General features: G+C 68.8%; 24 protein-coding genes. All 24 read right to left on the bottom strand.

The annotated features are described in order from the left end of the window. Positions 1-32: 32 nt before the first annotated feature. Positions 33-641 carry a Sec-independent protein translocase protein TatB gene (gene tatB, locus KDH83_RS20940; RefSeq protein ID WP_212319429.1) on the bottom strand — a complete coding sequence of 203 codons (609 nt, stop codon included), beginning with the start codon at positions 639-641 and terminating at the stop codon, positions 33-35. 71 nt (positions 642-712) lie between these two features. Continuing rightward, positions 713-943 (bottom strand): Sec-independent protein translocase subunit TatA, encoded by a 231-nt coding sequence (gene tatA / locus KDH83_RS20935; protein ID WP_088143704.1) that lies wholly within the window; start codon positions 941-943, stop codon positions 713-715. Positions 944-958: 15 nt separating this feature from the next. Next, the gene (locus KDH83_RS20930; protein ID WP_212319427.1) at positions 959-1327 is read right to left on the bottom strand and encodes a histidine triad nucleotide-binding protein; all 369 of its coding nucleotides are present in this window, start codon (positions 1325-1327) and stop codon (positions 959-961) included. Positions 1328-1344: 17 nt separating this feature from the next. Beyond that, positions 1345-1695, bottom strand: a complete 351-nt coding sequence (locus KDH83_RS20925) for a phosphoribosyl-ATP diphosphatase (protein ID WP_103271983.1) — start codon at positions 1693-1695, stop codon at positions 1345-1347. Further along, positions 1692-2096 (bottom strand): phosphoribosyl-AMP cyclohydrolase, encoded by a 405-nt coding sequence (hisI, locus tag KDH83_RS20920; protein WP_212319425.1) that lies wholly within the window; start codon positions 2094-2096, stop codon positions 1692-1694. The genes KDH83_RS20925 and hisI overlap by 4 nt, the downstream gene beginning before the upstream one ends. A gap of 288 nt (positions 2097-2384) precedes the next feature. Then, positions 2385-3197 carry an imidazole glycerol phosphate synthase subunit HisF gene (gene hisF, locus KDH83_RS20915; RefSeq protein ID WP_212319423.1) on the bottom strand — a complete coding sequence of 271 codons (813 nt, stop codon included), beginning with the start codon at positions 3195-3197 and terminating at the stop codon, positions 2385-2387. Beyond that, complete coding sequence (gene hisA, locus KDH83_RS20910; RefSeq protein WP_212319421.1) at positions 3194-3934, bottom strand: 1-(5-phosphoribosyl)-5-[(5-phosphoribosylamino)methylideneamino]imidazole-4-carboxamide isomerase; 741 nt, start codon at positions 3932-3934, stop codon at positions 3194-3196. The genes hisF and hisA overlap by 4 nt, the downstream gene beginning before the upstream one ends. A gap of 53 nt (positions 3935-3987) precedes the next feature. Further along, positions 3988-4686, bottom strand: coding sequence for an imidazole glycerol phosphate synthase subunit HisH (locus tag KDH83_RS20905; protein WP_212319419.1), 699 nt, complete (start codon positions 4684-4686; stop codon positions 3988-3990). Between the two features lie 37 nt (positions 4687-4723). Continuing rightward, positions 4724-5311 (bottom strand): imidazoleglycerol-phosphate dehydratase HisB, encoded by a 588-nt coding sequence (hisB, locus tag KDH83_RS20900; protein ID WP_103271988.1) that lies wholly within the window; start codon positions 5309-5311, stop codon positions 4724-4726. A 12-nt stretch (positions 5312-5323) separates the two neighbouring features. Then, positions 5324-6451, bottom strand: a complete 1128-nt coding sequence (gene hisC / locus KDH83_RS20895) for a histidinol-phosphate transaminase (RefSeq protein ID WP_212319417.1) — start codon at positions 6449-6451, stop codon at positions 5324-5326. Continuing rightward, entirely contained in the window at positions 6448-7752 is a 1305-nt protein-coding gene (gene hisD / locus KDH83_RS20890; protein ID WP_212319415.1) for a histidinol dehydrogenase, read from the bottom strand. Before hisD ends, hisC begins: the two co-directional genes overlap by 4 nt. A 50-nt stretch (positions 7753-7802) precedes the next feature. After that, positions 7803-8474, bottom strand: a complete 672-nt coding sequence (gene hisG, locus KDH83_RS20885) for an ATP phosphoribosyltransferase (protein ID WP_212319413.1) — start codon at positions 8472-8474, stop codon at positions 7803-7805. Further along, complete coding sequence (murA, locus tag KDH83_RS20880) at positions 8474-9742, bottom strand: UDP-N-acetylglucosamine 1-carboxyvinyltransferase (RefSeq protein WP_212319411.1); 1269 nt, start codon at positions 9740-9742, stop codon at positions 8474-8476. The genes hisG and murA overlap by 1 nt, the downstream gene beginning before the upstream one ends. Continuing rightward, a complete protein-coding gene (locus KDH83_RS20875; protein ID WP_212319409.1) occupies positions 9742-9987 on the bottom strand; it encodes a BolA family protein in 246 nt (81 codons plus the stop codon). The genes murA and KDH83_RS20875 overlap by 1 nt, the downstream gene beginning before the upstream one ends. Positions 9988-9992: 5 nt before the next feature. Next, positions 9993-10805 carry an ABC transporter permease gene (locus tag KDH83_RS20870; protein WP_103271993.1) on the bottom strand — a complete coding sequence of 271 codons (813 nt, stop codon included), beginning with the start codon at positions 10803-10805 and terminating at the stop codon, positions 9993-9995. Beyond that, complete coding sequence (locus KDH83_RS20865; protein ID WP_212319407.1) at positions 10802-11614, bottom strand: ABC transporter ATP-binding protein; 813 nt, start codon at positions 11612-11614, stop codon at positions 10802-10804. Before KDH83_RS20865 ends, KDH83_RS20870 begins: the two co-directional genes overlap by 4 nt. A 304-nt stretch (positions 11615-11918) precedes the next feature. Next, the gene (locus KDH83_RS20860; protein ID WP_212319405.1) at positions 11919-12551 is read right to left on the bottom strand and encodes an ABC transporter substrate-binding protein; all 633 of its coding nucleotides are present in this window, start codon (positions 12549-12551) and stop codon (positions 11919-11921) included. Between the two features lie 36 nt (positions 12552-12587). Next, entirely contained in the window at positions 12588-13394 is an 807-nt protein-coding gene (locus KDH83_RS20855) for a VacJ family lipoprotein (protein ID WP_212319403.1), read from the bottom strand. 75 nt (positions 13395-13469) lie between these two features. After that, positions 13470-13970 carry an outer membrane lipid asymmetry maintenance protein MlaD gene (gene mlaD, locus KDH83_RS20850; RefSeq protein WP_212319401.1) on the bottom strand — a complete coding sequence of 167 codons (501 nt, stop codon included), beginning with the start codon at positions 13968-13970 and terminating at the stop codon, positions 13470-13472. Between the two features lie 12 nt (positions 13971-13982). Beyond that, positions 13983-14762: a lipid asymmetry maintenance ABC transporter permease subunit MlaE gene (mlaE, locus tag KDH83_RS20845; protein WP_212319399.1), complete on the bottom strand. Its 780-nt coding sequence runs from the start codon at positions 14760-14762 to the stop codon at positions 13983-13985. Further along, positions 14759-15595 carry an ABC transporter ATP-binding protein gene (locus KDH83_RS20840; RefSeq protein WP_212319397.1) on the bottom strand — a complete coding sequence of 279 codons (837 nt, stop codon included), beginning with the start codon at positions 15593-15595 and terminating at the stop codon, positions 14759-14761. The genes mlaE and KDH83_RS20840 overlap by 4 nt, the downstream gene beginning before the upstream one ends. Positions 15596-15883: 288 nt before the next feature. Next, positions 15884-16945 carry a nitronate monooxygenase gene (locus tag KDH83_RS20835; RefSeq protein WP_212319395.1) on the bottom strand — a complete coding sequence of 354 codons (1062 nt, stop codon included), beginning with the start codon at positions 16943-16945 and terminating at the stop codon, positions 15884-15886. A gap of 21 nt (positions 16946-16966) precedes the next feature. After that, positions 16967-17953: a tripartite tricarboxylate transporter substrate binding protein gene (locus KDH83_RS20830; RefSeq protein ID WP_212319393.1), complete on the bottom strand. Its 987-nt coding sequence runs from the start codon at positions 17951-17953 to the stop codon at positions 16967-16969. A 33-nt stretch (positions 17954-17986) separates the two neighbouring features. Next, positions 17987-18330 (bottom strand): YbfB/YjiJ family MFS transporter (locus KDH83_RS20825; protein ID WP_212319391.1); only part of this gene is annotated, 344 nt, incomplete at its 5' end.

The raw sequence follows: 18330 nt of genomic DNA, 5'->3' as shown, positions 1-18330 counted from the left end.
CTGGCCGTCTTCGCGTGGGGAGGCGTCCTGGGTCACGTGGGCGTTCCGGAGGGCGGGGCGGGCTTGGCGGCGGGCGCGGGTTCGCTGGCCGCCGGGGTGGCGGGCGCGGTGGCCTGCGCCGGCTCGGGGCCGAGGTCCAGGGCCAGATTGGGGTTCTGCGGGGGCGGCGCGATGGTGCGCGCGGGCTCGGTGGGGGGCTGAGCGGCAGGCGATCCTGCGGCAGGCGACCCTGCGGCAGGCGATCCTGCGGCAGGCGATCCCGTCGAGGACGGGGCCGTCGCGGGCAGCGCCTCGGACGCGTCGGCGGCGGGCGCTTGCGCCGCCGGCTGGCCGTTGACTTCGCGGGCCGCCTCGTCCAGCTCGGCGCGCAGCTGTTGCACCGGTTCTTCCAGCGACGCCTGGGTTTCGTGCATCGATTTCTGCACGTCCTGGGCGGCGGTTTCCATTTCGCTCTTGAACTTGCGCAGCTCGTCCAGCTCGATCTCGCGCTGGATGTCGGACTTCACGTCGTTGACGTAGCGCTGCGCGCGGCCCAGCAGGTGGCCGACGGTGCGGGCCACCTTGGGCAGGCGTTCGGGGCCGATGACGATCAGGGCGACGACGCCGATCACCATCAGTTCAGTGAGGCTGACATCAAACATGCGATGGCCGCTCGGAAAGAAAGGCTGGATGGGCCGGCGTGGGCGCGGCCCGGAGGGAAAGCCGCGAGGGCTCAGGAATTGGACTTTTCCTTGGCTTGCACGTCGATGGTCTCGCCCGAGACGCGCTGCTGCGCGATGGGTTCGGCGGGCTTGTCGCCGCCGTTGGCGTCCTTCATGCCTTCCTTGAAGCCCTTGACCGCGCCGCCCAGGTCGGACCCGATGTTGCGCAGTTTCTTGGTGCCGAAGATCAGGGCCACGATGACCAGGACGACCAACCAATGCCAAATGCTAAAGCTACCCATGACGGTTTCTCCGTGTTACGCAGTGGGGGCCGCGCGTCCTTTCCAGGGCCGCGCGCCGCCAAGAATGTGGAAATGCAGATGCGGGACTTCCTGGCCGCCTTCGACGCCAGAATTGATCATGATCCGAAATCCGCCATCGGGGCCCGGGCTGCAGCCGTTCTCGGCCGCGAGCTTCGGAACCAGTGCCATCATTCTACCCAACCAGACTGCGTCCTCACCCGTAATATCCTGCATGGATATGACATGACGTCGAGGGATCAGCAAAAGATGCACCGGCGCGGCCGGATTGATGTCGTGGAAGCACAGGAAGTCTTCGTCTTCGTAGACTTTCTTGGCCGGGATCTCGCCCGCGGCGATCTTGCAGAAGATACAGTTGGCGCTCATTTTTCCGGTTTCCGTCTTCAATCCTTGGGGCGGCTGGCCTTTTCCGCCAGGCCGGACAGCCCTTCGCGGCGCGCCAGCTCGGCCAGCACGTCCTCGGGGCGCAGCTTGAAATGGGTCAGCGCGACCAGGCAGTGGAACCACAGGTCGGCGGTCTCGCTGACGATGCGCTCCGGCACGCCGTCCTTGGCGGCCATGACCAGCTCGGTGGCCTCTTCGCCGATCTTCTTCAGGAAGGCGTCGGGCCCCTTGGCCAGCAGCTTGGCGGCGTAGGACGCCTGCGGATCGCCGCCATTCTCGGGGCGGCGGGTTTCCAGGGTGTCGGCGACGCGGGCGAGCACGTCGCCCGCGTTCAGTTGGGTGGCGGTCATTTGTAGATATGCTCGGGGTCTTTCAGCACCGGGTCCACGGTGACCCAGGCGGCCTCGTCGGCGCGGCCTTCCAGGCGGCGGTAGAAGCAGCTGGCGCGGCCGGTGTGGCAGGCGATGCCGCCTTCCTGGTGGATCTTCAGCAGCACCACGTCGCCGTCGCAATCCAGGCGCAGCTCGTGCACCTGCTGCACATGGCCGGATTCCTCGCCCTTGCGCCACAGGCGCTGGCGCGACCGCGACCAGTACACGGCGCGGCCCGTCGCGGCCGTCTCGGCCAGCGATTCGCGGTTCATCCAGGCGACCATCATGATCTGGCCGTTCTCGGCATCCTGCGCGATGGCGGGAATCAGGCCGTCCTTGTCGAACACGACATCGGCCAGCCAGGCGGGTTCATTGCTCATGTCATTCATCCGTTGTCCTCGCGCGCCGCGTGCAGCCGGCCGATCCGGCCGGCTGGCCGCCGCAAGCGCCAGGGATCCATCATCTTACGGCAATACCTTGTTGCACGCGCGCCTGCGCCAGTTGGTGCCAAGGCGGATGGCGGCGCACAAGCCGAATCCCGCCCGCATCCTTCCTTCGAAAGACACCCCCAGCAGCAAGCGTTGCACCACAAGCGGGGCAGCGCGGAGCCGACTTTGCCGGTCCGCAGCTGCGCCCCTTGAGGGGAAGCGCGCAGCGCTCGGGGTGGGTCACAATCTAGTTGGGATGCCCTGCGCGGCCATGAACTGCTTGCACTCGCGGACCGTATGCTGGCCGAAGTGGAAGATGCTGGCGGCCAGCACCGCGCTGGCGCGGCCGGTGGTGACGCCGTCGGCCAGATGCTGCAGGTTGCCCACGCCGCCCGAGGCGATGACCGGCACCGGCACGGCGTCGGACACGGCGCGGGTCAGCTCCAGGTCGAAGCCGGACTTGGTGCCGTCGCGGTCCATGCTGGTCAGCAGGATCTCGCCGGCGCCGTAGGCGGCCATGCGGCGGGCCCAGGCCACGGCGTCCAGGCCGGTGGCCTTGCGGCCGCCGTGCGTGAACACTTCCCAGCGCGCCGGCTCGCCCGGCTGCGATACGCGGCGGGCGTCGATGGCGACCACCACGCATTGCGAGCCGTGGTAGTCGGACGCCGCGCGCACCAGTTCCGGGTTGGCCACGGCGGCGCTGTTGATGCTGATCTTGTCGGCGCCGGCATTGAGCAGGCGCTGGATGTCGGACACCTGGCGCACGCCGCCGCCCACGGTCAGCGGGATGAAGACCTGCGAGGCCACCTGCTCGATGATGGGCAGGATCAGGTCGCGGCCGTCGCTGGTGGCGGTGATGTCCAGGAAGGTGAGTTCGTCGGCGCCCTGCTCGTTGTAGCGGCGGGCGATCTCGACGGGGTCGCCCGCGTCGGTCAGGTTGACGAAGTTCACGCCCTTGACGACGCGGCCGGCCGTGACGTCAAGGCAGGGAATGATGCGGCGGGTCAGCGCGCTCTGCGCGGGCGCGCCGCCCTGCGTGCCGGGCGTGGTCATTTGGACAGCTCGTCGGCGCGCGCCTGGGCGGCCTGGAAGTCCAGCGTGCCTTCGTAGATGCTGCGGCCCAGGATGGCGCCTTCGACGCCCTCTTCCTCGACCGCGCACAGCGCCTCGATGTCCTGGATGCCGGCGATGCCGCCCGAGGCGTACACCGGGATGCGCACGTGCTGCGCCAGGCGCACCGTGGCTTCGACGTTCACGCCCGAGAGCATGCCGTCGCGGCCGATGTCGGTGTAGATGATGGCTTCGCAGCCGTAGTCCTCGAACTTCTTGGCCAGGTCCAGCACGTCGTGGCGGGTCAGCTTGCTCCAGCCGTCGGTGGCGATCTTGCCGTCGCGCGCGTCCAGGCCGACGATGATCTGGCCGGGGAAGGCGCCGCAGGCGTCCTGCAGGAAGCCGGGGTTCTTGACCGCGGCCGTGCCGATGATGACGTAGGAGATGCCGGCGTCGAGGTAGCGCTCGATGGTGTCGAGGTCGCGGATGCCGCCGCCGATCTGGACGGGCATCTCGTCGCCCACGGCATCCAGGATGGCCTTGATGGGGACTTCATTGCGGGGCTTGCCCGCGATGGCGCCGTTCAGGTCGACCAGGTGCAGGCGGCGCGCGCCCTGTTCGAGCCAGCGGGTGGCCATGGCGGCGGGGTCTTCGGAGAACACCGTTGCATCGTCCAGGTCGCCCTGGCGCAGGCGCACGCAGCGCCCGTCTTTGAGATCGATGGCGGGGATCAGCAGCATGGTAGCGAAAGAAAGAGAGTTGAACGGGCTGGAGCGGCAGGCCTGAGCCTGGGTTAAGGCTGCCAGTCTACAAAATTGCGATACAGGCGCAAACCGTGCTCGGCGCTCTTTTCCGGGTGGAACTGCACCGCGAAAATGTTAGCTGCCGCGACTGCGCAGGTAAAGCCGACGCCATAATCGGTTTCACCGACGGTCAGGCCGGGATCGGCGGGATCGGCGTAATAACTATGGACGAAATAGAAGTGCGTCTCGTCGGGGATGCCGGCCCACACAGGATGAGAGCGCGTCTGGCGCACTTTGTTCCATCCCATGTGCGGCACCTTGAGCAATTCGGCGCCGGTCGGCGCGGCGCCGGCCTGGCCGGCGTCGGACGCGCAGGCCTCGCCCTCGCCCGTGACGACGGGCGCGTAGCGCGGGCCGGCGAAGCGGCGCACCACGCCGGGGAAGATCCCCAGGCAGGGCGTGCCGCCTTCCTCGCTGCGGTCGAACAGCATCTGTTCGCCCACGCACACGCCCAGCAGCGGCTTGGCGCGCGCGGCGCGCTCGACGGCTTCGCGCAGGCCGGATTCGTTCAGCGTGCGCATGCAGTCGGCCATGGCGCCCTGGCCGGGGAACACGACCCGGTCGGCCGCGTCGATCTCATGGGGCTGGTTGCAGATGCGGATGTCGGCGTCGGGGGCGGCGTACTTGAGCGCGCGCGCGACGGAATGGAAGTTGCCCATCCCGTAATCGACGATGGCGATAGTGGTCAATTCTGTCTGCCTGATGCGGTGCGGAAGATCGCGGACGTTACAGCACGCCCTTGGTGGACGGCACGATGTCGCCCATGCGCGGGTCGACCTCGATGGCCATGCGCAGGGCGCGGCCACAGGCCTTGAAGACCGTTTCGCACTGGTGGTGGGCATTGACGCCGCGCAGGTTGTCGATGTGCAGCGTGATCAGGGCGTGATTGACCAGGCCCTGGAAGAATTCGCGCGTCAGGTCCACGTCGAAGTCGCCGATGCGGGCGCGGGTGAAGGGGATGTGGTACTCCAGGCCCGGGCGGCCGGAGAAGTCCACCACCACGCGCGACAGCGCCTCGTCCAGCGGCACGTAGGCGTGGCCGTAGCGGCGCAGGCCGGCCTTGTTGCCGACCGCCTTGGCGATGGCCATGCCCAGCGTGATGCCGACGTCCTCGACGGTATGGTGCGCGTCGATGTGCAGGTCGCCTTCCGCCTTGATGTCCAGGTCGATCAGGCCGTGGCGCGCGATCTGGTCCAGCATGTGGTCCAGGAACGGCACGCCGGTGTCGATCGTCTGCTTGCCGGTGCCGTCCAGGTTGACGGCCACGCGGATGCGGGTTTCGTTGGTGTTGCGGGTGATCTCTGCGGTACGCATGTCGGGACTCGATTAACTAAGTATTTCTTGCAGCGCGGCCAGCAGGGCGGCGTTTTCGGCGGGGGAGCCAACCGAGATGCGCAGGCAGTCCGCCAGCAGCGGGTGGGCGCCGGAGAAGTTGCGCACCAATATTTTGCGCGTTTTCAGGGCGAGATGCACGGCGTTGCCATCCATCTTGCCGGAAAAGCGGGCCAGGACGAAATTGCCGGCGGAAGGGAAAACCCGCGTGCCGGGCAAGGCGGCCAGGGCCGCGGCCAGCGGGCCCCGGTCGGCGCGCAGCCGGGCGGCCTGCTCGTCCAGCACCGGCTTGTGGCGCAGCACGGCCAGCAGCGCGGCCTGGGTCAGCACGTCCAGGTTGTAGGGCGGGCGCACCTTGTTCAGCTCGGCGATCCAGTCAGGGCTGCCGGCCATGTAGCCGAAGCGCAGGCCCGCCAGTCCGATCTTGGACACGGTGCGCATGACCACCACGTTGGGCAGGTCCAGCACGCGCGGCATCCAGGTGCCGTCGGCGAAGGGCTGGTAGGCCTCGTCGATCACCACCAGGCCGGGCGCGGCGTCGATCACGGCCTGGACCTGTTCGGCCGGCCACAGGCCGCCGGTGGGATTGTTGGGCATGGCCAGGAACACCAGCTTGGGCTGGTGCTCGCGGATGGCGGCCAGCATGGCGGGCAGATCCAGGGACAGGTCTTCGGTCAGCGGCACGCCGACGAAGCGGGCGTGGTCGAAGCGCGCCGCCATGTCGAAATAGACGAAGGACGGCCAGGGCGACAGCACCACGTCGCCGGGCGCGCAGCAGGCCTGGATGGCGATGTGGATCAGCTCGTCCGAGCCGTTGCCGAACAGCAGGCCGGCCGCGTCCGGCACGCCGAAGGCCGCGCGCACCGCCTGTTGCAGCGCGGACAGGTCGGCGCTGGGGTAGCGGTTCAGCGGCGTGTCGCGGACGGCGCGCGCGATGTCGTCGCGCACGGCCTCGGGCAGCTCGTATGGGCATTCCATGGCGTCCAGCTTGATGCAGCCGGTCGCCTCGGCCACCGGGTAGGCGGCCAGGGCGCGGACATCGGCGCGGACGGTGGCGGCGATGCGGGCGCCGGACGGGGGCAGCTGGGTGTTTTTGCCGGCGGCCGCGGCTTGGCCGCTCATGGCTGGTCCAGCCGGTACTGGGCGCTGGCGGCGTGCGCCTGCAGGCCCTCGCCCAGCGCCAGCTCGGCGGCGATGCGGCCCAGGGTCTGGGCGCCTTCGCGCGAGACCTGGATCAGGCTGGAGCGCTTCTGGAAGTCGTACACGCCCAGCGGCGAGGAAAAGCGCGCCGTGCGCGAGGTCGGCAGCACGTGGTTGGGGCCGGCGCAGTAGTCGCCCAGCGCCTCGGAGCTGTAGCGGCCCATGAAGATCGCGCCGGCGTGGCGGATCTTCGCGGTCCACTGTTCCGGGTTCTCGGTGGAGATCTCCAGGTGTTCGGGGGCGATGTCGTTGGCGATGCGGCAGGCTTCGTCCAGGTCGCGCACCTGGATCAGCGCGCCGCGGTTGGCCAGGCTGACGCGCAGGATGTCGGCGCGCGGCATGGTCGGCAGGAGGCGCGCGATGGCGGCCTCGACCTCGGCCAGGAAGGCGGCGTCGGGACAGAGCAGGATGGATTGGGCCAGCTCGTCGTGCTCGGCCTGCGAGAACAGGTCCATGGCGATCCAGTCGGCCGGCGTCTTGCCGTCGCAGATGACCAGGATCTCGCTGGGGCCGGCGATCATGTCGATGCCGACCACGCCGAACACGCGGCGCTTGGCGGCGGCCACATAGGCGTTGCCGGGGCCGACGATCTTGTCCACGGCCGGCACGGTGGCGGTGCCGTAGGCCAGCGCGCCCACGGCCTGCGCGCCGCCGATGGCGAACACGCGGTCCACGCCGCTGATGGCGGCCGCGGCCAGCACGATGGGGTTGCGCGCGCCGTCGGGCGTGGGCGTGACCATGACCAGTTCCGGCACGCCGGCGACCTTGGCCGGGATCGCGTTCATCAGCACCGACGAGGGATAGGCGGCCTTGCCGCCCGGCACGTACAGGCCGACGCGGTCCAGCGGCGTGACCTGCTGGCCCAGCAGCGTGCCGTCGGCTTCGGTGTAGGTCCAGGTCTCGGCGCGCTGGCGCTCGTGGTAGGCGCGCACGCGGGCGGCGGCGGCCTGCAGGGCGTCGCGTTGGGCGGCCGGCAGCGCGGCCAGCGCGGCATGCCAGTCGGCCTTGGGGATCTCCAGCGCCTGGGCGCTGCCCGCCTGCACGCGGTCGAAGCGCTGCGTGTATTCCAGCAGCGCGGCGTCGCCGCGGGCGCGCACGTCGGCCAGGATGCCGGCCGCGGCGCGGTCGATGGATTCGTCCTCGGCGGCCTCGAAGGCCAGCAGCTTGGACAGGGCGGACGCGAATCCGGGATCGCGGGAGTCGAGACGATTGATCAGGGCCATGGCGTCATGGGGTCTGGCGACGGCCGCCGCGCGGGCGCGGCGGCCTGGGGTTAGGCATTGCGGGCGGCGGCCCGCTCGAAGGCGTCCAGCAGCGGCTGCAGGCGCGCGCCGCGCGTTTTCAGCGCGGCCTGGTTGACGATCAGGCGCGAGGAGATCGGCATGATGTCCTCGACCGCCACCAGGTCGTTGGCGCGCAGCGTGCCGCCGGTGGAGACCAGGTCGACGATGCAGTCGGCCAGGCCGACCAGCGGCGCCAGCTCCATCGAACCATACAGCTTGATGATGTCGACGTACACGCCCTTGGACGCGAAGTGTTCACGGGCTGACTGCACGTACTTGGTGGCCACGCGCAGGCGCGCGCCCTGGTGCACGGCGGCCTCGTAGTCGAAGCCCTTGCGCACGGCCACGGCCAGGCGGCACTTGGCGATGTTCAGGTCGATGGGCTGGTACAGCCCGCCGGGCTGCTGCGCGGCATGCTCGATCAGCACGTCCTTGCCGGCGATGCCCAGGTCGGCCGCGCCGTACTGCACATAGGTGGGCACGTCGGAGGCGCGCACGATGATCAGGCGCAGGCCGGGATCGCTGGTCGGCAGGATCAGCTTGCGCGAGCTTTCCGGATTCTCGGGCACCTCGATGCCGGCCTCGGCCAGCAGGGGCATGGTTTCCTCGAAGATCCGCCCCTTGGACAAGGCCAGGGTCAGCGGCGTGGTGGTTTCGCTCATCAAGCATTCTCCTTGCCGCTGACGCGTTGGATGTCGGCGCCCAGGGCGCGCAGTTTCAGTTCCATGCGGTCGTAGCCCCGGTCCAGGTGATAGATGCGATCCACCAGCGTGTCGCCGTCCGCGGCCAGGCCGGCGATGACCAGGCTGGCCGAGGCGCGCAGGTCGGTCGCCATGACGGTGGCGCCCGACAGCCTGGGCACGCCGCGCACGATGGCGGTGTGGCCGTCGATGTCGATGTCGGCGCCCATGCGACGCAGTTCCTGCACGTGCATGTAGCGGTTCTCGAAGATGGTCTCGACGACCACCGAGGTGCCGTCGGCCACGGTGTTCAGCGCCATCAGCTGCGCCTGCATGTCGGTGGCGAAGCCGGGATATTCGTGCGTGCGAAAGCCCACGGCCTTGGGGCGCGCGGACATGGCGCCGCGGATCCAGTCGGGGCCGGTCTCGATGGTCAGGCCGGCCTCGACCAGCTTGTCCAGCGTGGCGCCGAGGATGCCGGGATCGGTGTCGCGCAGCGTGATGTCGCCGCCGGCCGCGCCCACGGCGCACAGGAAGGTGCCGGCCTCGATGCGGTCGGAGATGACGCGGTGCTCGGCGCCGTGCAGGCGCTCGACGCCGTCGATCACGATGCGGTCGGTGCCGTGGCCCTGGATGCGGGCGCCCATCTTGATGAGCAGTTCCGCCAGGTCGACGATCTCGGGCTCGCGCGCGGCGTTTTCCAGGATGGTCCGGCCGTCCGCCAGCACCGCCGCCATGAGCAGGTTCTCGGTGCCGGTCACGGTGACCATGTCGGTGCGGATGGAAGCGCCCTTCAGGCGCTTGGCGCGCGCCACCACGAAGCCGTGCTCGATGCTGATCTCGGCGCCCAGCGCGGCCAGGCCCTTGATGTGCTGGTCCACCGGACGCTGGCCGATGGTGCAGCCGCCGGGCAGGCTGACGCGCGCCTCGCCGAACCGGGCCACCAGCGGGCCCAGCACCAGGATGGACGCGCGCATGGTCTTGACCAGCTCGTAAGGCGCTTCCAGGCTGTCGACCCGGTCGGCCTGCAGCGTGACCATGCCGTCATTGCCGCGCTCGGCGCGCACGCCCATGCGGGCCAGCAGGTTCAGCATGGTGCCGGTGTCGTTCAGGCGCGGCACGTTGGCCAGCGACAGCGCGTCGGCCGTCAGCAGGCTGGCGCACAGGATCGGCAGGGCCGAGTTTTTGGCGCCCGAGATCGAGATTTCCCCGTGCAGGCGGGCGCCGCCGGTGATGCGCAGCTTGTCCATTATTCGCCGGCCTGCCGGTATTCGTCCGGGGTCAGCGTGCGCATCGACAGCGCGTGGATCTCGGCCTTCATGCGGTCGCCCAGGGCCGCGTAGACCAGCTGGTGGCGCTGGATCAGGCGCTTGCCCTCGAAGGCGGCGCTGACGATGACGGCGTCGAAATGCGAGCCGTCGCCTTGCACGTCCAGATGTTCACAGGGCAGGCCGTCCGCGATGTATTGGCGGACTTGCGCGGGAGTGGGAAGCATGGACTTCAGTTCCTGAGTTTGTAGCCGCTGGCCAGGAGCCGCAGCGCGTAGATCGAAAGCGCGAGGAACACCCCCGCCACCACCGCCAGGCTGCGCCACGGCGAGACGTCGGACACCGCGAAGAAGCCGTAGCGGAAGCCGTCGATGGTGTAGAAGATGGGGTTCCAGTGCGACACGCCTTGCCAGAAGGCGGGCAGCGTGTGGATGGAATAGAACACGCCGGACAGGAAGGTGGCCGGCATGATCAGGAAGTTCTGGAAGGCGGCGAGCTGGTCGAATTTCTCGGACCACAGGCCGGCGATCAGGCCCAGCACGCCCATGATGCCGCAGGCCAGCACGGCGAACACCGCCAGCCACAGCGGATGCGCCGGCACCAGCGAGACGAAGTACAGCGCCACCACCCAGACGCAAATGCCGACGGCGATGCCGCGCACCACGGCGGCCAGCACGTAGGCGGCGAAGATGTCGCGGTGCGACAGCGGCGGCAGCAGCATGAACACCAGGTTGCCGGTGATGCGGCTCTGGATCAGCGACGACGACGGATTGGCGAAGGCGTTCTGCAGCATGCTCATCATCATGAGCCCGGGGATCAGGAACGCGGTGTACGGCACGCTGCCGTAGACCATGACCCGGCCTTCGAGCACGTGGGCGAACACCAGCAGGTACAGCAGCGCGGTGATGACCGGCGCGGCGATGGTCTGGAAGCTGACCTTCCAGAAGCGCAGCAATTCCTTGCGCAGCAGGGTCGGAAAGCCCGAGCCCGCGTCCAGGCGGGGCTGCACCAGCGGTTGGCTGGCGGGCGCGGCGGGTTGCGTCATTGCGGGGTCCCTACGGTTTGCGGGCTGCGGACGGCGGGGGCGTCGTCCTGGTGCATGATGCGCACGAAGGCGTCTTCCAGGTCCACGCCGCCCACGCGCGCCAGCAGCGCCTGGGTGGTGTCCAGCGCCACGACGCGGCCGCCCTTGAGCATGGCGATGCGGCCGCACAGGGCCTCGGCCTCTTCCAGGTAGTGCGTGGTCAGCATGATGGTGTGGCCGGCCTTGTTCAGGCGCGAGATGAATTCCCACAGCGTGCGGCGCAGGTCCACATCGACGCCGGCAGTGGGCTCGTCCAGCACGATCACGGGCGGGCGGTGCACCAGCGCCTGCGCCACCAGCACGCGGCGCTTCATGCCGCCGGACAGCGCGCGCATGTTGGAGTTGGCCTTGTCGGCCAGCCCCAGGTTGAACAGGATCTCGTCGATCCAGTCGTCGTTCTTGCGCAGGCCGAAATAGCCCGACTGGATGCGCAGCGTCTCGCGCACGGTGAAGAACGGGTCGTAGACCAGTTCCTGGGGCACCACGCCCAGCGCCCGCCGCGCCGACTTGTAGTCGGCCACGACGTCGTAGCCACAGACCGAGGCGCGGCCGGAGGTGGCGTGCGCCAGGCCGGCCAGGATGGAGATCAGCGTGGTCTTGCCGGCGCCGTTGGGGCCCAGCAGGCCGAAGAACTCGCCGTGCTCGATGCGCAGGCTGACGTCGTTCAGGGCCTGGAAACCCGGGCCGGGCGCGCGGCCGAACAGCCTGCCCAGGCCGCGCGAGCGCGGCGCATAGATTTTGGATACGTTTTCGAGGCTGACTGCGGACATGGCGGCGGGGTCGGCGGTTTGCCGGGGGACCAGGGGCTGACCAGGTATGACCAGAGGGGTGACCAAGTTTGCGGACGCGCAGGAGCGTCCGGCAAAGCGCGAATCGGTCATTATATATACGCATGGCGGCGCGGCGCGCCTATGGCCACGGCGTGGACCGGGGCGTTCCGAGGTTATGCGTCCCTGAATTTACCGATTCTGGCATTTCGCTGAAAAGCGTGGCGCTGTCGCGCGGCCCGCGGGCGAAAAAAAGCCCGGCGTGCCGCGAGGGCATGCCAGGCTGGCTGAGGCCGGAGCCGGCCGCCTATTGGTTGCGCTGGTTCAGCGCCTGGATCAGGCCGTCGATGCCGTTCTGGTTGATCTGCTGCGCGAACTGGTTGCGGTAGTTCTCGATCAGCCAGATGCCTTCGACGTTCATGTCGTAGATCTTCCAGCCTTGCGGCGTCTTTTCCAGGCGGTAGTCCACGCCCACGGGCGCGGCGTTGGTCTGGCTGATCTGCGTGCGCACGACCACGTCGTCGCCGTCCAGGCTGTTGCGGGTCGGCACCAGGCTGACCTTGGTGTTGTTGTCGACCCGGGTCAGCGCGCCGCTGTAGGTACGCACCAGCGTGCCGCGGAAGGCCTCGGCCAGGTCGTGCTTCTGCTTGTCGCTGGCCTGGCGCCAGTAGCGGCCCGCGGCAAGGCGGGTCGTCTTCTGGAAATTCACGTAGGGCAGGATGTACTGGTCGACCACGTGGTTGATGCGCGCCGTGTCGCCGGCCTTGACCGCGCCGTCGCTCTTGAGCACGGTCAGGGCCTGGTCGGCCGCGGCCAGCACGAACTTGTCGGCCGGGCCGTTGGGGTCGGGCTGGGTCTGGGCATGGGCGCCGGCGGCGGCCAGGCTCATCAGGCCGGCAACCGCCAGCCGCTTGAACGTCGAAAACAATGAAAACCGCATGAACTCTCCTTGCTGCGCCGCGCGGGCGGCGTGGGCTTACTTGGCGGGCTGGATGACCGGCGCCATGGCGGGGGCGGCGCCCTTGTTCTTGGCGCCGTCCTCGTCGTCTTCGTAGTTGGGCAGCGCGGACTCGTCTTCCACCTTCTGGCCCAGCACCATGGCGGCGCGGCGTTGCAGGTAGGCGTCGCGCACGAAGCTGTACGGATCCAGCGCCACGCGATCGACCATGTTGGTCGCGTCCAGCAGGCTGGCGCGCGAGTCCACCACGCTCAGGCCCCACAGCGAGTTGCGCAGCGGCACGTTGTCGATGGCGCTGATGCTGGTGTAGGTGGCCTTGCGACCGTACCAGTCGCCGGCCAGGCCGACGCCGTCGCGGATGGTGGACGAACCGATGATCGGCAGCACCAGGTATGGGCCCTGGCCGATGCCCCAGACGCCCAGCGTGGTGCCGAAGTCGTTCGGGATCTTGCGCGCGCCGTTGGCCGAGGCGACGTCGAAGCAGCCGCCCACGCCCATGGTGGTGTTGAACAGGAAGCGGCCCAGCGTGTTGACGAAGTCGTGGCCGCGGCCCTGCAGCATGCTGTTGGCGCCGGACCAGAGGTCGCCGACGTTGCTGAAGATGTTGTGCACGCAGCTGCGCACGGGCTGCGGCGTGACGTAGGTGTAGGCCTGGGCGACGGGCTTGAAGACCACCCGGTCGACCGAATCGTTGAACTTGTAGACGCCCCGGTTGAAGCCTTCCCAGGGATCGCGCGGATCCGGGTTCTTGGGCGCGGCGCAGCCGGCCATCAGTGCGCCCGCGGCAGCGACGGTGGCGATGCGGGAAAGAGCGTGCTTGTTCATGATCAGGGCATCCCTATCAACATTTTCTTATAAGCGACGGCTGCGCGGCAGGCAATACCGCGTGCCGGTTAGTCCTTAATTCGCGGGCGTCTTGGCCGGTTCCTGAGCGCCGCCCGAGCCTTGCTTTTCAGCCGATCCGTAGAGGAACTTGCTGATCAGCTGCTCAAGCACGACGGCGCTCTGGGTATAGCGGATTTTGCCGCCTTCGGCAAAGTTCTCTTCTTCGCTGCCCGGCGTCAGGCCCAGGTACTGTTCGCCCAGCAGGCCCGACGTCAGGATGGCGGCCGACGAGTCCTTGGGGAACTGGTAGGCCGTTTCCAGGTTGATGGACACCACCGCCTGGAAGGTCTTGTCGTCGAAGGAGATGCCGGCGATCCGCCCCACCACCACGCCGGCGCTCTTGACGGGCGCGCGCACCTTGAGGCCGCCCACGTTATCGAAATTCGCCGTGACGGTATAGGTGGGCGCGAAGGAGAAGGCGCTCAGGTTGCCGGCGCGCAACGCCAGGAACGCCAGCGCGGCCGCGCCCAGCAGTACGAACAGGCCTACCCAGAAGTCGGTTTTTTCGCGTGACATGATCAATCCGTATCAGTTTCCAAACATCAAGGCCGTAAGCAGGAAATCCAGGCCCAGCACCGCCAGCGATCCCACCACCACGGTGCGCGTGGTGGCGCGGGCCACGCCTTCGGGCGTGGGCTTGGCCTGCCAGCCTTCGTAAAGCGAGACCAGCGTCACGGTGACGCCGAACACCAGGCTCTTGATGACGCCGTTGAGCACGTCGTTCCAGACGTCCACGCCGTTCTGCATCTGCGACCAGAAGGCGCCGGCGTCCACGCCGATCATCAGCACGCCGACCACCCAGCCGCCCAGGATGCCCACCATGGAGAACACCGCCGCCAGGATGGGCATGGCGATGATGCCGCCCCACAGGCGCGGCACCAGCACGCGGCGCATCGGGTCCACCGCCATCACTTCCATCGCCGACAGTTGCTCGCCGGCCTTCATCAGGCCGATCTCGGCGGTCAGCGAGGTGCCGGCACGGCCGGCGAACAGCAGCGCCGTGACCACCGGTCCCAGCTCGCGCACCAGCGACAGCGCCACCAGCAGGCCCAGCGCTTCCGACGAGCCGTAGCGGTTCAGCGTGTAATAGCCCTGCAGGCCCAGCACGAAGCCGACGAACATGCCGGACACGGCGATGATCAGCAACGAGTAATTGCCGATGAAGTGGACCTGCTGCGATACCAGGCGCGGGCGCGAGAACGCGATGCCGCTGCGTCCCAGCATGCCCAGGAAGAAACGGGTGAAGTAGCCGATGCCGGAAATTTGCCCCCGGATCCAGCCGCCCAACGTGGAGATGGGATTGCTCATGCCTTGCGCCCCTGTTGCTGCGCCAGCCATTTCTTGAAGGCCGGTGTTTCGGGGTACTGGAACGCGACGGGGCCGTCGGGTTCGCCCTTGAGGAATTGCTGCACGTAGGGGTCCTGCGATTGCGACAGGATCTGCGGGGTGCCGGCGGCCTTGAGCTCGCCCTGGCCGACCAGATAGACCTGGTCGGCGATGGCGAAGGATTCCTGCACGTCGTGGGTGATCAGCACCGAGGCGCAGCCCAGGCGGTCGGCCAGGTCGCGGATCAGGCGGGCGGTGATGCCCATGGAAATCGGGTCCAGGCCGGCGAAGGGCTCGTCATAGAGGATGAGCTCGGGCTCCAGCACCACGGCGCGCGCCAGCGCGACCCGGCGCGCCATGCCGCCGGACACCTCGGCGACCTTCAGGTGGGCGGCGGCGCGCAGGCCGACGGCGTCGAGCTTGTCCAGCACGCGCTCGGTCAGCTCGGCCTCGCTCAGCCGGGTGTGCTCGCGTAGCGGAAAAGCAACGTTTTCGAAGACGTTCAGGTCGGTGAACAGCGCGCCCTGCTGGAACAGCACGCCCATGCGCTTGCGCAGCGACTGCATCCCGGCGGCGTCGACGGCGGCGATGTCCTGACCGAAAGCCTGGACGGTGCCGCGCTGGGCGATCAGCTGGCCGGTGGCCGCGCGCAACAGCGTGGTCTTGCCCGAGCCGGAGCCGCCCATGATGGCGACGACCTGGCCGGCCCGCACTTCCATGGAGATGTCGCGCAGCACGGTGAATTCACCATAGCCGAGCGCGACGCCGTCCAGGCGCAGGGCGAATTCGGGGGTGCTGCGGGTGTGAGCGGGCATGGGCAACGAAAGGGTGTTTCGGCGGCGGTGCTTGCCGGCCAGTCCGCCCGGCGCGGGCAAGGGGCCGCAGCGCTGGCAGAACAGGCTGCGTCGGGAAGCGCCCTGTTACTCATATGCCGGGACAGGAAATCCGATCTGTAACCGGCGGCGAGGGGCCATTGTATCCCGACGATTTGTGATCACAATCTGCTAAGCAACGAGTGGAACAGTCTTTTCACAATCAGGGACAATCCGGAGGGCGAGGCGGGCGCCGCCCGGCGGACGGCCCTTCCGGAAATCGGTCCCTGATTAGCGCCGGGCCTGGGCCGCGGCGGTCTCCACGGCCAGCCGGCGCACCAGTTCGGCGGTGGTCTCGCGCCGCGCCATGGGCGCGCCCTGGCCCGCCCACAGCGACAGCACGTTGATATTGCCGGCGCGGCCGCCGGCGTTGCGCATGGGCCGCGTCAGCGCGTTCTGCAGCGGATAGGGCAGGATGTCGGACGGACTCGCGTCCATGTCGCGCATGAAGGCGTTGGCGATGCCGCGCGCCGGCCGTCCGGAAAAGGCCCGGGTGATGCGCGACTGCTCGGAGCGGGAGGCGGGCAGCACGGCCTTGTAGGCTTCGCTGATGCCGGATTCCTCGGTGGACAGAAAGGCCGTCCCCATTTGAGCGGCCTGCGCGCCCAGCGCCAGCGCGGCGGCGATGCCGCGGCCGTCCATGATGCCACCGGAGGCGATCACCGGCACCGAGACCGCGTCGGCCACCTGTGGCACCAGCGCCAGCGTGCCGATGAGCGACTGGTCAAAATCGTCCAGGAAAGTGCCGCGATGGCCGCCGGCCTCATAGCCCTGGGCCACGACGGCGTCCACGCCATCCTGTTCCAGCGCTACCGCTTCGCGCACGGTCGTGGCCGTGCCCACCGTCAGGATGCCCAGTTCGCGGCAGCGCGCCAGCACGTCCGGCGCGATGCGGCCGAAGGTGAAGCTGAACACCGCCGGCCGTGCGCGCAGCACGGCTTCGATCTGCGTCGCCAGCGGGTCGGCCTGCGGGCCGGGCATGGCGGGTGCGTCCAGACCCAGTTGCGCGTGATAGCGCGCCATCAACGCCAGCAGGCGGGCGCCGTCGCCCTGGTAGGGCTGGTCCGGCACGGACGCGAACAGGTTGATGGCGTAGGGGCGGTCGGTGCGTTCGCGGATCGCGCCGGCGGCTTCCTCGATCTGGGCGGCGCTCAGGTAGGCGGCGCCCAGCGAGCCCAGCACGCCCGCCCGCGATGATTCGGCCACCAGCGCCACCGTGGTGGCCCCGCCGGCCATGGGGGCCTGGATGACGGGCTGGTCGAGTTCAAGTCGTTCGCAAAGGCGGGATGTCATGGCGCGCTCCTGGGGCGTGGGTTACTGGAGCTGGATGTTTCCAGCTTTGATGACGTGGGCCCACTTCTCGGTTTCGCTCTTGATGAAGGCGGCGAAGTCCTCGGGCGTGCCGCCGCCGGCCTGGCTGCCGGTGTCGGCGATGGCCTTCTGGACGTCGGGTTCCTTCAGGATGCGGTTGAACTCCGCATTGAGCCTGGCGATGATGGGCGCCGGGGTGCCGGCCGGGGCGACGATGCCCTGCCAGTTATACGATTCGAAGCCGGCCAGGCCCGATTCGGCCATGGTCGGCACGTCGGGCAGCACGTCCAGGCGCTTGGCCGAGGTGACCGCGATCGGGTGGATCTTCTTGCCCTGGATGGCCGGCAGCGCCGAATAGCCCATCTCGAACATCATCGAGATATGGCCGCCCATCAGGTCGGTCGCGGCCAGGCTGCCGCCCTTGTAGGGGACATGCACGATGTCGATGCTGGCCTGCTCGCGGAACATCTCGCCGGACAGGTGGTGCGCGCCGCCCACGCCGGACGAGCCGAACGACAGCTTGCCGGGCTGCTTCTTGGCCAGCGCGATCAGGTCGGCCAGCGTTTTGACCGGCAGCTCATTGTTGACGCTGAGCACCAGCGGGCTGTTCTCGAGCAGGATGACGGGCGCCAGGTCCTTCTGCGGGTTGTAGGGCATTTCCTTCATCAGCGACGGGTTCACCGCCATCGGCGCCAGGTTGCCGGTGCCGATGGTGTAGCCGTCGGGCTGCGCCTTGGCGATCAGGTTGGTGCCGACCACGCCGCCGGCGCCGGCCTTGTTCTCGACCACGATGGGTTGTCCCAGCGATTCGCCCAGCTTGCGCGCCAGCAGGCGCACGCGGGTGTCGGCGAAGCCGCCCGGCGCGTAGGGCACGATCATGGTGATGGGTTTGGCGGGCCAGTCGGCGGCCTGTGCGTGGGCCTGGCTGCCCGGGGCGACGACGGCTGCCATGGCGGCCAGGGCGGCGATCAGGGGGCGCAACGGTTTCATGCTGGGGACTCCTCTTTCATAATGAGTGCGGCCTCAGGGGGTCTTGCCCCTCGGGTCGACTGCATTATGCCCAGCGCTGCCGCGCGCGGCCGTGATTTTCCCCAAGCCCCAGGCCGACAGCGCCAGCAGCACCGCGCCCGCCGCCAGCGTCTGCGGCAGGCTGGCGCCCAGCCGCGCCGCCCAGGCGGCCAGCAGCGGGCCGACGATCTGGCCGGCGGCGAAGGCCGCCGTCATCAGGGCGGCGGCGCGAGGCGCGGCCGCGCCCGCCAGGCGCCGGGCCGCCACCATGCCGGCCTGGGTGATGACCATGAAGGTGCCGCCCACCAGCAGCGCGGCCACGATCACGGCCGCCAGGTCGTGCCGCAGCGCCGCCACCG

Origin of the sequence: Achromobacter sp. Marseille-Q0513, assembly GCF_018195695.1 — a bacterium.
GTDB lineage: Bacteria > Pseudomonadota > Gammaproteobacteria > Burkholderiales > Burkholderiaceae_B > Achromobacter.
This window is presented reverse-complemented; position numbering and strand designations above follow the sequence as displayed.

What these genes read in the sequence shown, in the direction of transcription:
- KDH83_RS20835 (WP_212319395.1), bottom strand. Translation starts at nt 16,945, where the DNA reads ATGACATCCCGCCTTTGCGAACGACTTGAACTCGACCAGCCCGTCATC.
- KDH83_RS20875 (WP_212319409.1), bottom strand. Translation starts at nt 9,987, where the DNA reads ATGCTTCCCACTCCCGCGCAAGTCCGCCAATACATCGCGGACGGCCTG.
- KDH83_RS20870 (WP_103271993.1), bottom strand. Translation starts at nt 10,805, where the DNA reads ATGACGCAACCCGCCGCGCCCGCCAGCCAACCGCTGGTGCAGCCCCGC.
- hisF (WP_212319423.1), bottom strand. Translation starts at nt 3,197, where the DNA reads ATGACCACGCCCGGCACGCAGGGCGGCGCGCCCGCGCAGAGCGCGCTG.
- KDH83_RS20930 (WP_212319427.1), bottom strand. Translation starts at nt 1,327, where the DNA reads ATGAGCGCCAACTGTATCTTCTGCAAGATCGCCGCGGGCGAGATCCCG.
- KDH83_RS20925 (WP_103271983.1), bottom strand. Translation starts at nt 1,695, where the DNA reads ATGACCGCCACCCAACTGAACGCGGGCGACGTGCTCGCCCGCGTCGCC.
- tatA (WP_088143704.1), bottom strand. Translation starts at nt 943, where the DNA reads ATGGGTAGCTTTAGCATTTGGCATTGGTTGGTCGTCCTGGTCATCGTG.
- KDH83_RS20865 (WP_212319407.1), bottom strand. Translation starts at nt 11,614, where the DNA reads ATGTCCGCAGTCAGCCTCGAAAACGTATCCAAAATCTATGCGCCGCGC.
- KDH83_RS20830 (WP_212319393.1), bottom strand. Translation starts at nt 17,953, where the DNA reads ATGAAACCGTTGCGCCCCCTGATCGCCGCCCTGGCCGCCATGGCAGCC.
- tatB (WP_212319429.1), bottom strand. Translation starts at nt 641, where the DNA reads ATGTTTGATGTCAGCCTCACTGAACTGATGGTGATCGGCGTCGTCGCC.
- hisG (WP_212319413.1), bottom strand. Translation starts at nt 8,474, where the DNA reads ATGAGCGAAACCACCACGCCGCTGACCCTGGCCTTGTCCAAGGGGCGG.
- hisA (WP_212319421.1), bottom strand. Translation starts at nt 3,934, where the DNA reads ATGCTGCTGATCCCCGCCATCGATCTCAAAGACGGGCGCTGCGTGCGC.
- mlaE (WP_212319399.1), bottom strand. Translation starts at nt 14,762, where the DNA reads ATGAGCAATCCCATCTCCACGTTGGGCGGCTGGATCCGGGGGCAAATT.
- KDH83_RS20860 (WP_212319405.1), bottom strand. Translation starts at nt 12,551, where the DNA reads ATGCGGTTTTCATTGTTTTCGACGTTCAAGCGGCTGGCGGTTGCCGGC.
- murA (WP_212319411.1), bottom strand. Translation starts at nt 9,742, where the DNA reads ATGGACAAGCTGCGCATCACCGGCGGCGCCCGCCTGCACGGGGAAATC.
- hisB (WP_103271988.1), bottom strand. Translation starts at nt 5,311, where the DNA reads ATGCGTACCGCAGAGATCACCCGCAACACCAACGAAACCCGCATCCGC.
- hisI (WP_212319425.1), bottom strand. Translation starts at nt 2,096, where the DNA reads ATGAGCAATGAACCCGCCTGGCTGGCCGATGTCGTGTTCGACAAGGAC.
- mlaD (WP_212319401.1), bottom strand. Translation starts at nt 13,970, where the DNA reads ATGTCACGCGAAAAAACCGACTTCTGGGTAGGCCTGTTCGTACTGCTG.
- KDH83_RS20855 (WP_212319403.1), bottom strand. Translation starts at nt 13,394, where the DNA reads ATGAACAAGCACGCTCTTTCCCGCATCGCCACCGTCGCTGCCGCGGGC.
- KDH83_RS20840 (WP_212319397.1), bottom strand. Translation starts at nt 15,595, where the DNA reads ATGCCCGCTCACACCCGCAGCACCCCCGAATTCGCCCTGCGCCTGGAC.
- hisD (WP_212319415.1), bottom strand. Translation starts at nt 7,752, where the DNA reads ATGGCCCTGATCAATCGTCTCGACTCCCGCGATCCCGGATTCGCGTCC.
- hisC (WP_212319417.1), bottom strand. Translation starts at nt 6,451, where the DNA reads ATGAGCGGCCAAGCCGCGGCCGCCGGCAAAAACACCCAGCTGCCCCCG.